The organism is Pedobacter sp. 10L46_2, from assembly GCF_056395165.1.
Map to the genome: position 1 here is coordinate 1 of NZ_JBFTIZ010000205.1, position 7544 is coordinate 7544.

The 7544-nt window shown below is 37.9% G+C and carries 9 protein-coding genes; 4 read left to right on the plus strand and 5 right to left on the minus strand.

From position 1 onward, the window contains the following. Nucleotides 1-192, plus strand: a 192-nt coding sequence (locus AC1DDX_RS18930; protein WP_477622414.1) for a hypothetical protein, incomplete at its 5' end; no start/stop codon positions are given. Between the two features lie 4 nt (nucleotides 193-196). Then, nucleotides 197-703, plus strand: a complete 507-nt coding sequence (locus AC1DDX_RS18935; RefSeq protein WP_337716811.1) for a hypothetical protein — start codon at nucleotides 197-199, stop codon at nucleotides 701-703. On the opposite strand, the gene AC1DDX_RS18940 is transcribed toward AC1DDX_RS18935, so the two are convergent. Both AC1DDX_RS18940 and AC1DDX_RS18945 read right to left on the minus strand, forming a co-directional pair. Beyond that, entirely contained in the window at nucleotides 681-1592 is a 912-nt protein-coding gene (locus AC1DDX_RS18940; RefSeq protein ID WP_172660141.1) for a bestrophin family protein, read from the minus strand. The two genes, AC1DDX_RS18935 and AC1DDX_RS18940, sit on opposite strands and share 23 nt — an antisense overlap. A gap of 53 nt (nucleotides 1593-1645) precedes the next feature. Beyond that, nucleotides 1646-3412 carry an ABC transporter ATP-binding protein gene (locus AC1DDX_RS18945; protein ID WP_337716809.1) on the minus strand — a complete coding sequence of 589 codons (1767 nt, stop codon included), beginning with the start codon at nucleotides 3410-3412 and terminating at the stop codon, nucleotides 1646-1648. A gap of 128 nt (nucleotides 3413-3540) precedes the next feature. On the opposite strand from AC1DDX_RS18945, the gene AC1DDX_RS18950 reads away from it, so the two are divergent. Then, nucleotides 3541-4029 (plus strand): DinB family protein, encoded by a 489-nt coding sequence (locus tag AC1DDX_RS18950; RefSeq protein WP_337716807.1) that lies wholly within the window; start codon nucleotides 3541-3543, stop codon nucleotides 4027-4029. A gap of 64 nt (nucleotides 4030-4093) precedes the next feature. Here AC1DDX_RS18950 and AC1DDX_RS18955 read toward each other — a convergent pair whose 3' ends face one another. Further along, on the minus strand, nucleotides 4094-4705 hold the full coding sequence (locus tag AC1DDX_RS18955) for a YdeI/OmpD-associated family protein (RefSeq protein ID WP_172660138.1): 612 nt from the start codon (nucleotides 4703-4705) through the stop codon (nucleotides 4094-4096). Nucleotides 4706-5165: 460 nt separating this feature from the next. Between AC1DDX_RS18955 and AC1DDX_RS18960 the strand changes: the two genes are divergently transcribed. Continuing rightward, nucleotides 5166-6263 carry a PAS domain-containing sensor histidine kinase gene (locus AC1DDX_RS18960; RefSeq protein ID WP_172660137.1) on the plus strand — a complete coding sequence of 366 codons (1098 nt, stop codon included), beginning with the start codon at nucleotides 5166-5168 and terminating at the stop codon, nucleotides 6261-6263. 5 nt (nucleotides 6264-6268) lie between these two features. Here AC1DDX_RS18960 and AC1DDX_RS18965 read toward each other — a convergent pair whose 3' ends face one another. Continuing rightward, nucleotides 6269-7081 carry an AraC family transcriptional regulator gene (locus AC1DDX_RS18965; protein ID WP_172660136.1) on the minus strand — a complete coding sequence of 271 codons (813 nt, stop codon included), beginning with the start codon at nucleotides 7079-7081 and terminating at the stop codon, nucleotides 6269-6271. 42 nt (nucleotides 7082-7123) lie between these two features. Next, the coding region (locus AC1DDX_RS18970; RefSeq protein WP_477622415.1) for an SDR family NAD(P)-dependent oxidoreductase at nucleotides 7124-7544 on the minus strand (421 nt) is incomplete at its 5' end.

A 7544-nucleotide genomic window follows, 5' to 3' on the forward strand; every position in this document is an offset into this window, starting at 1 on the left:
GCCCTAACAGTATTGCAAGCGTATAATCAAAAGGTATTACAGGTAGAAGGTGCAAAACCAACAACACATGTATACCTGTCTTTCTGGGATGGCCGCATACGCTGGTTTCCCGGAACAATAAATGGAACCCGGGAACGCTATTCGATTGATTTCGAACCTAACGGAACATTAAAAAACTTTAAACAAGATTAAACATATGGCAAATTATAACCTAAAAATAAAAGGTGATCGATTAAGTTTTCAACCCAAACGAGATTATAAATGGAAAGTTATCCTTTTTACCGTTGTTGCTTTGATAACATTTATTATGATACCCACACTTAATTTGAATTATGAAACCAAATGGGGGATATTTGCTATAGGCTTGTTATGTGGATTTACTGCATTGTACGATTTTCTGTTTCACTTTAACGTGACCTACATATTTGATCAGACTACCAGAAACATCTACTGCAAAATCCCTGGCTTGTATACGCGCCAGATCATAACTTTTGATGAGGCTTTCATACTACGTATAGAAGAAGATTGCTTATTGCATTATGCGCTATCAAAAAAACAGAATAAATATGGCAACAGCTACGCCATAAGCCAATCATTTGGCAGTAACAAGAAAAGCAGAAGAAGACAAGAAACATTTGAAACAGAAGTTCTGTCGGCTATAGAAAGTTTTATTCACCATCTTAAAGTACATACTCATTATTAATCGGCTTTACAGGTTCAGGTATATTTGTTTCACCCAGCATTTCCAGTAGATTGATCTCTATAGTACGCGTAATTTGATTTAATGGAACAGCTGCAGAATTATTATCGAAAGGATTCATCAAGCTCATCCCATTGATCTGAGTAGACACATAAACAAAGCCTACTAACCACCCTAAAAATATAGACCACACCCCGGCAAAAGGGCTGATGACCAGGGTAAGCGACACCACAAAAAGCCATATAAATGCTTTGGTAAAATAAATATAAGCGGTTGGGTATATGGTATTTTTAATGCGTTCACTCATACCCATCTCGTCAGAAAATTTTACAAGCAACTGATTCATTTCAATAAAACGGAAACCATCAATCATTCCTCCTTTTTCGAGAAGCTGCAGGGCTCTGGATTGCTGCATCAAAATTGCATTAGCAACATTACTATGTAACTTTACTTCCTCCATATCATGCGGTTCAAGATACTGGCTATAGGTTTCATCAACGGCATCTCTAAGTTTTGCTTTGAGTGCATATAAAAACGCTATTTGCTTATATACCATTCGTTTCTTTAGCGCAGCATATTGTTGATCATCAGTTTCATTTTGGGAAATATAGCTAATGATACTTCTTGCCCATGATCTGGAATCATTCACCAGAGAACCCCATATTTTCCGGGCCTCCCACCAGCGGTCATATGCCTGATTGTTGTTAAAACCTACAAAAAAAGCAATGGCTGTACCTAAAACAGCAGGGATAATGGAAGGAATTTCAAAATGATGCCTGATTAAAACTGTCCTCACGAGATAGGCTGCTGTGCAGGATATAATCATAATGATATCTACCTGCCATGTATTTCTAAGAATACGGCTTAACCGTATGTTTGGTTCAATTAGCATTTTTATCTTCTTTTAATTTTCTGTGATATTTTTAACTATTATACGTCTAATTACTACACATCTATTGAGCTGCGAATTTCTCTTCTTTCTCCTACTTGCTGACGCCACATGGAATAATAAAGTCCTCTTTGCTCCAATAGTTCATCGTGAGTACCGGCTTCCGAAATAATCCCTTTTTCAAGAACGTAAATAACATCTGCGTGCATGATGGTAGAAAGACGATGAGCAATTAATATGGTCATTTGTTGTCTGCTATCCGATATCTCCCTTATGGTTGTGGTAATTTCTTCTTCAGTTAGCGAATCTAATGCAGAAGTAGCTTCATCAAAAATCAGTAATTGAGGCTGACGTAATAATGCCCTGGCAATAGACAATCTTTGCTTTTCTCCGCCAGACAACTTCATACCACTTTCTCCAAGGATGGTATTTAACCCATGAGATGCTCTGGCAACCAATCCAGAAGCTGAAGCTTTTTCCAGCGCATCATTAATATCTGCATCCGTAGCCGTTGGATTCACAAAGAGCAGGTTATCTTTAATAGAACCAGCATACATCTGTGTATCTTGTGTTACAAAGCCTATTTGCCGCCTAAGCGGATTATATTGTACCTGGGTTGAAGGTACATCGTTAAAAAAGATCCGTCCATCAACAGGAACGTACAATCCAACCAGCAACTTAACCAGCGTCGACTTACCTGATCCAGACGGGCCCACAAAGGCTATTGTCTCCCCTCTTTTAATCTTAAATGAAATGCCGTCGATGGCATTATAGCCTGCCGTTCTATGACGGAATACGACATTATCAAACTGCAGGTTTTCGAGTTTGCCAATCTCAATTGAATTTTCAGGACGTTGCTCTACGGGTTTATTCATCAGCCTGTCGAAACTCTTTAAAGATGCATCTGCCTCTCTATAAAGCACAATCATATTACCAAGGTCTTGTAAAGGAGTGAATATAGCCGTAGAAATAAATTGCATAGCAATAAGCTCCCCGGTACTAAGTACTTTCCTGAAAATAAGCCACAAGAGAATGAAAAGGATAGATTGCTTTAGCAAGTTTAGCATATTCCCTTGCAAAAAAGACAAGAAACTTACCTTGCCGGCCTTTTGCATTTCCAACTCAAATATTTTCAATGTTTGTTCATTCAGTCGCCTGATTTCAGGAAACGTTAACCCAAGGCTTTTAACCAACTCAATATTTCGCAAGCTTTCGGTAATAACCCCAGCCTGGCTATCTGTTTGCCTGTTTATTGATCGTTGAATCCCTTTTATCCTTTTAGAGACTAAGCCCGTAAGCGACCCAAGAAGCACAATTCCTACAAAGAAAACGGGAACCAAAAGCCAATTCTTGTTTATGCTATACCATATTAAAAAGCCAACTCCTACAAGCGAAGAAAACAAAACATTGATAAAGGAATTAATAAAACGCTCTGCATCAGTTTTCACTTTTTGCAGAACAGAAAGCGTAGTTCCGCTTCTGCTCTCTTCAAATTCCTGAAATGAGAGGCGTAAGGTTTGCTTTAGGCCATCATTGAATATATTCATGCCAAAGCGTGCAACAGCTTTGCGGGTTATATAATCCTGAGCAGCTTTACATAGTTTAGCCACCACAGCAATGCCAAGTGCTATTAGTAACCAATATAAAATCCCATTTATCAGTTCAGTTTCAGACAAGTGGTTCTTATTTGTGGCATATTCATCAATGATCTTTCCAAATATTACAGGATCAACCAGGCTGAGTAATTGAGCTACAGCAGCTAGTATTAAAGATAAAAAAACAAGCGTGCGATGCGGCTTAAGGTATTTCCAAAGTATCCTCATAATAATCGATTAATGTTACACTTTAAACCCCCAACATCTGCTGCCATGAATGTTGGCTATTGCATTTTAGAAATAAGGACCAATGCCAGAAAGTATCTAAATTACTAAAAAATCGTAATTTTATTTCCATGACATCAATATTGGCTAAAGAATTACTAAGACAACAATATGTCCTGGTAAAAAGTTCCAGGACTGTTGTGCTCGATTTTTTAGAGACACAATTAAAAGAGGAAGTATTCAGCCCATTGGACCAATTTAATGGCTTCTCTCCAGGCAAAATGTTATTGCATATTGCAGGAGTATATTGCCATTGGATCGGCAATTTCTCTCTAAAACTTAACATTGATACTTATCAGGATTACAACGTTTCTTCATTTAGGGTGCTTAGAACCTTATTTGAAGAAGCCGACAGCCTCATTTTAACTTATATTGATGAATTTGGTAATAACCCAAACCAAGTGATCAGCGGAATAATTTCGGGCAAAAAGATGGAGGCTACTACCCTGGAGGTCTTTACCCATGTCTTAACACATGAATTTCATCATAAAGGGCAAATTATGATTATGTGCCGCTTACTTGGGCATACTCCTCCGGATACAGATATTATCAGATTTTAGTTTAATTTACATATTATGGATCAGGATAAAAAAAGGCAGAACCAGACAATACATGGGGTTTGGATTATTTATTATATTTCCAAAACCTGCCTTTGCCTTCGGCTATCCATTCTAAGGCTTGTTCTATTCTGGTTTGACGAGTGGCGTCTGTTTTTGCATCGATTATCCAAACTAAATAGTCTTTCCGAAATGAAGGTGATTTGCTTTCAAAAATCTCTTTAATCGGTGGATTTGCTTCCAGTATTTCACTAAAATAATCTGGTACTTGAATAACTTTGGGCTTCTCAGCTTTCGGTTTTACTATTTTTATTCCATTTTCATTTAAAGCCATCGCCTCTTTTACATACGCGATCAATGTTTCTTTGTCCGGCAAATCTGACAGGGATTTGATTTTATCCATATTTCCCATTGTTTGCTCAGGTTTAATGTTCTCTTTCAGTTTTGGATTAGTTATTAATGCTGCTTTCCAAATGCTGAATGAGCAGTGATTTTTGTAGGCAGCAAAGATGCACATCATATCGCCATGGTAATCGAAATGTGGAATACCCCATTTAATTACTTCCTCAACATCCGGACATGTTTCATGGATTATTTGGCGTAAATATTCCATAATAGGCTTTGCAAAATCTGCTGATTTTGCATAATACTCATCGAATTTTGGATTGAATTGTGGCATTTTTAAAGTAAGGTGTAAGTAGTTTGCTAAATAAAGATGATGAAATTACCCCTAAAGTCAAATTTTATATACTTCTAAATTATAATCTAACTTTTGTTTCAATCAGACTAAGCAAGGGGTAACTTCGTTCATAGATTGATAAGACCAACGTTAACACTGGTTCGAGACTGCTTCGGAAAAAGGTACCTATTTTCCGAAGAAAACCCGAATTGAACTTGATTCTGTCTTAATTCTGCCCAGCAGGAGGTTTCAGTGAGCAGATATTTAAACCCAAATAAATTATTTTTCGTCACCCCTCTTTAGCAGAATCTAATGATTATCAGATAAATAAGCATATCCCCCTCTATGCGGAGCAGAAAATAGAAAATTTATTACTGAATAAAATGAACAAACAGCTAAACTTTAGTAGATTTAGTATAACTAACAGCTATTAACTTCAGAAAAAGCGATCCTTGGCCGTATGATACCTAAAGCAAATAACCAGCATCGAGTTTCTGTAGAGAGTTTTGATAGCGAACCTTTTTTTGAAGTTTCTCAGGATTTAATGTGTATCGCCGGATTTGATGGATACTTTAAAAGAATCAATCCTGCGGTTTCTAAACTGTTAGGATATAGTGATGAAGAGTTATTTTCAAGACCTATTAATGATTTTGTTTGTGAAGAAGACCAGAACATTACAGAAGAACTTAGGAACAACCTCAGGAAAAATATTCCACTCTTAAATTTCGAAAACCGCTACCTCACTAAAAAAGGCGAAATTGTGTGGCTGTCATGGACTTCAATTCCTGTTCCTGAATCCAAACTGGTTTACGCGGTTGCCAAAAATGTAACACACAAAAAGAAACTTGAAGAAGAACGGAATAAACTTTTGATCAGCCTATCAAAGATTAATGAAGAGCTGCAGCATTTAACTCATATGGCCTCGCATGATCTGAGGGCACCTGTAAATAACTTACTTGCAATATTTAGTCTTTTGGATACTTCTACAATTCAGGATAAAGAAACTGAAAATCTGATCAATATATTACAATCAACAACAGAGGAATTGAAGGTTACCTTAAATTATTACCTGGATGCGGCCAGTCAGAAAAAAAGCGTTCATGTGCCCACAGAAAACCTGAATCTTCATCATTCTCTGAACGGGGTGTTTCATTCTATAAATTCATTGATACTAGGCTCCAGAGCTATTATTAGAATTGATTTTTCTGAATTTGATACGATCAATTTCAACAAAGTTTATATGGACAGCATATTTCTAAACCTGATCACTAATTCCATTAAGTACGCAAAACCAGATTCACACCCTGATATTTATATTGCCACCAGAAAAACAAATGGTGCCCGACAATTGATTTTTTCAGACAAAGGCCTGGGGTTTGATATGGAAAAATGTAAAAACAAGATATTTGGGCTACATCAAACATTCCACAATCATACAGATAGCAAAGGTATTGGCCTTTATTTGGTATATAACCACATTAATAGTTTAGGAGGCCATATTGATGTAGAAAGCAAGGTAAACGAGGGAGTTAGATTTGTGCTCACTTTTAAGGATTAGCCCTATTACCTAAATCCCTCTGTGGGTGCGTAGCCAAAAAATTTCTTAAATGCGTAACCAAAATGGGAGAGATTTTCAAATCCTGTTTCCAGATAGACTTCTGAGGGTTTCCGTTTTTTTTCTCTGATTTGATAATGGGCCAGTTTCAGTCTTTTTTGAGTAAGCCATTTCTGTGGTGTGGTTTGAAAAGTTTTTTTGAAATCGCGCTTAAACGTTGTCAGGCTACGTCCAGTCAGGTAACCGAATTTTTCCATCGGCATATTGAACATATAATTTTTTTCCATGAAATTAGCGATATCAATCTTTCCGGGCTCTGCAAAGTTGGCCAGCATATGGTCAATACTGGGTTCGATAGTTCTCAGGATATGGATAGCCTCTTCTATTTTGAGTGAAGCGATGGCGCCAGGTAGTTTTTCTTTGAGCTCAAAATACGGGATTAGTGAAGAGAGACAGCTTTTTAATAATGGATGTTGTTCAAAGGTTCGAAAGCTAGGAGGTGGAATCGGTTCTCCCTGGGACTGGGGCTCATTTTTATTATAGTAGTCTTTTAGCCGCTCCAGCTTAAGGTGCATGGCTACCGATTTATGAGACAAGCCATGTTTAGGATAATTGAGAACCGTAGCCAGCAAGTAACGCGGAAACAGCAGGGTATCTCCTGCTCCAAACACATAGGTCTGATCGGCTTGCACGATCCTGGTTTCTCCCGAGATGATCCATACCAGCAAATGGTCTTCAAACAGCACATCGGCTTTGAAGAACTGGTCTTCAAAGCACGATCTCTTAATATCATCGTGTATGTATTCTATCTGATGTGCCATGGTTTACCATCTAAAATTAGGGAATTAATTGCATAGCAATGTTCAATCTGCTGTAAATATCACTTTAGTCATTTCTTCACTTAATTGCCAAAGCCGTTTTGCATTTTCTGGATCTATTGAGTAGGGTGTCACGCCACGAAGTGTTAAAGGGTTATCGTACTGATGATCGATGTTTCCCAAGTCAAGCTCTGCAATGTCTCCATTTTCACAATAAACGCCGCCTTTACCCTCAAGCTTTTGACTGGTTGCACACCACAATGTAGTTGCGGCACCCTGCGGTATTGTTTTGAGCTTTTTAGCTACCTCTGGATAGATTTCGCCATTCTCGTCATGGGTTCCCATCTGCTGAAACAAAGCCATTGGGGCTACCCTTCCGAGATCTGTACCGTTTACAGAGCCAGGATGCAATGAGAAGGCACGTACGCCAAAGTATCTACCCCTATGATCCAGCTCTACAGTAAAC

What these genes read in the sequence shown, in the direction of transcription:
- AC1DDX_RS18965 (WP_172660136.1), bottom strand. Translation starts at nt 7,081, where the DNA reads ATGGCACATCAGATAGAATACATACACGATGATATTAAGAGATCGTGC.
- AC1DDX_RS18955 (WP_172660138.1), bottom strand. Translation starts at nt 4,705, where the DNA reads ATGCCACAATTCAATCCAAAATTCGATGAGTATTATGCAAAATCAGCA.
- AC1DDX_RS18935 (WP_337716811.1), top strand. Translation starts at nt 197, where the DNA reads ATGGCAAATTATAACCTAAAAATAAAAGGTGATCGATTAAGTTTTCAA.
- AC1DDX_RS18940 (WP_172660141.1), bottom strand. Translation starts at nt 1,592, where the DNA reads ATGCTAATTGAACCAAACATACGGTTAAGCCGTATTCTTAGAAATACA.
- AC1DDX_RS18945 (WP_337716809.1), bottom strand. Translation starts at nt 3,412, where the DNA reads ATGAGGATACTTTGGAAATACCTTAAGCCGCATCGCACGCTTGTTTTT.
- AC1DDX_RS18960 (WP_172660137.1), top strand. Translation starts at nt 5,166, where the DNA reads ATGATACCTAAAGCAAATAACCAGCATCGAGTTTCTGTAGAGAGTTTT.
- AC1DDX_RS18950 (WP_337716807.1), top strand. Translation starts at nt 3,541, where the DNA reads ATGACATCAATATTGGCTAAAGAATTACTAAGACAACAATATGTCCTG.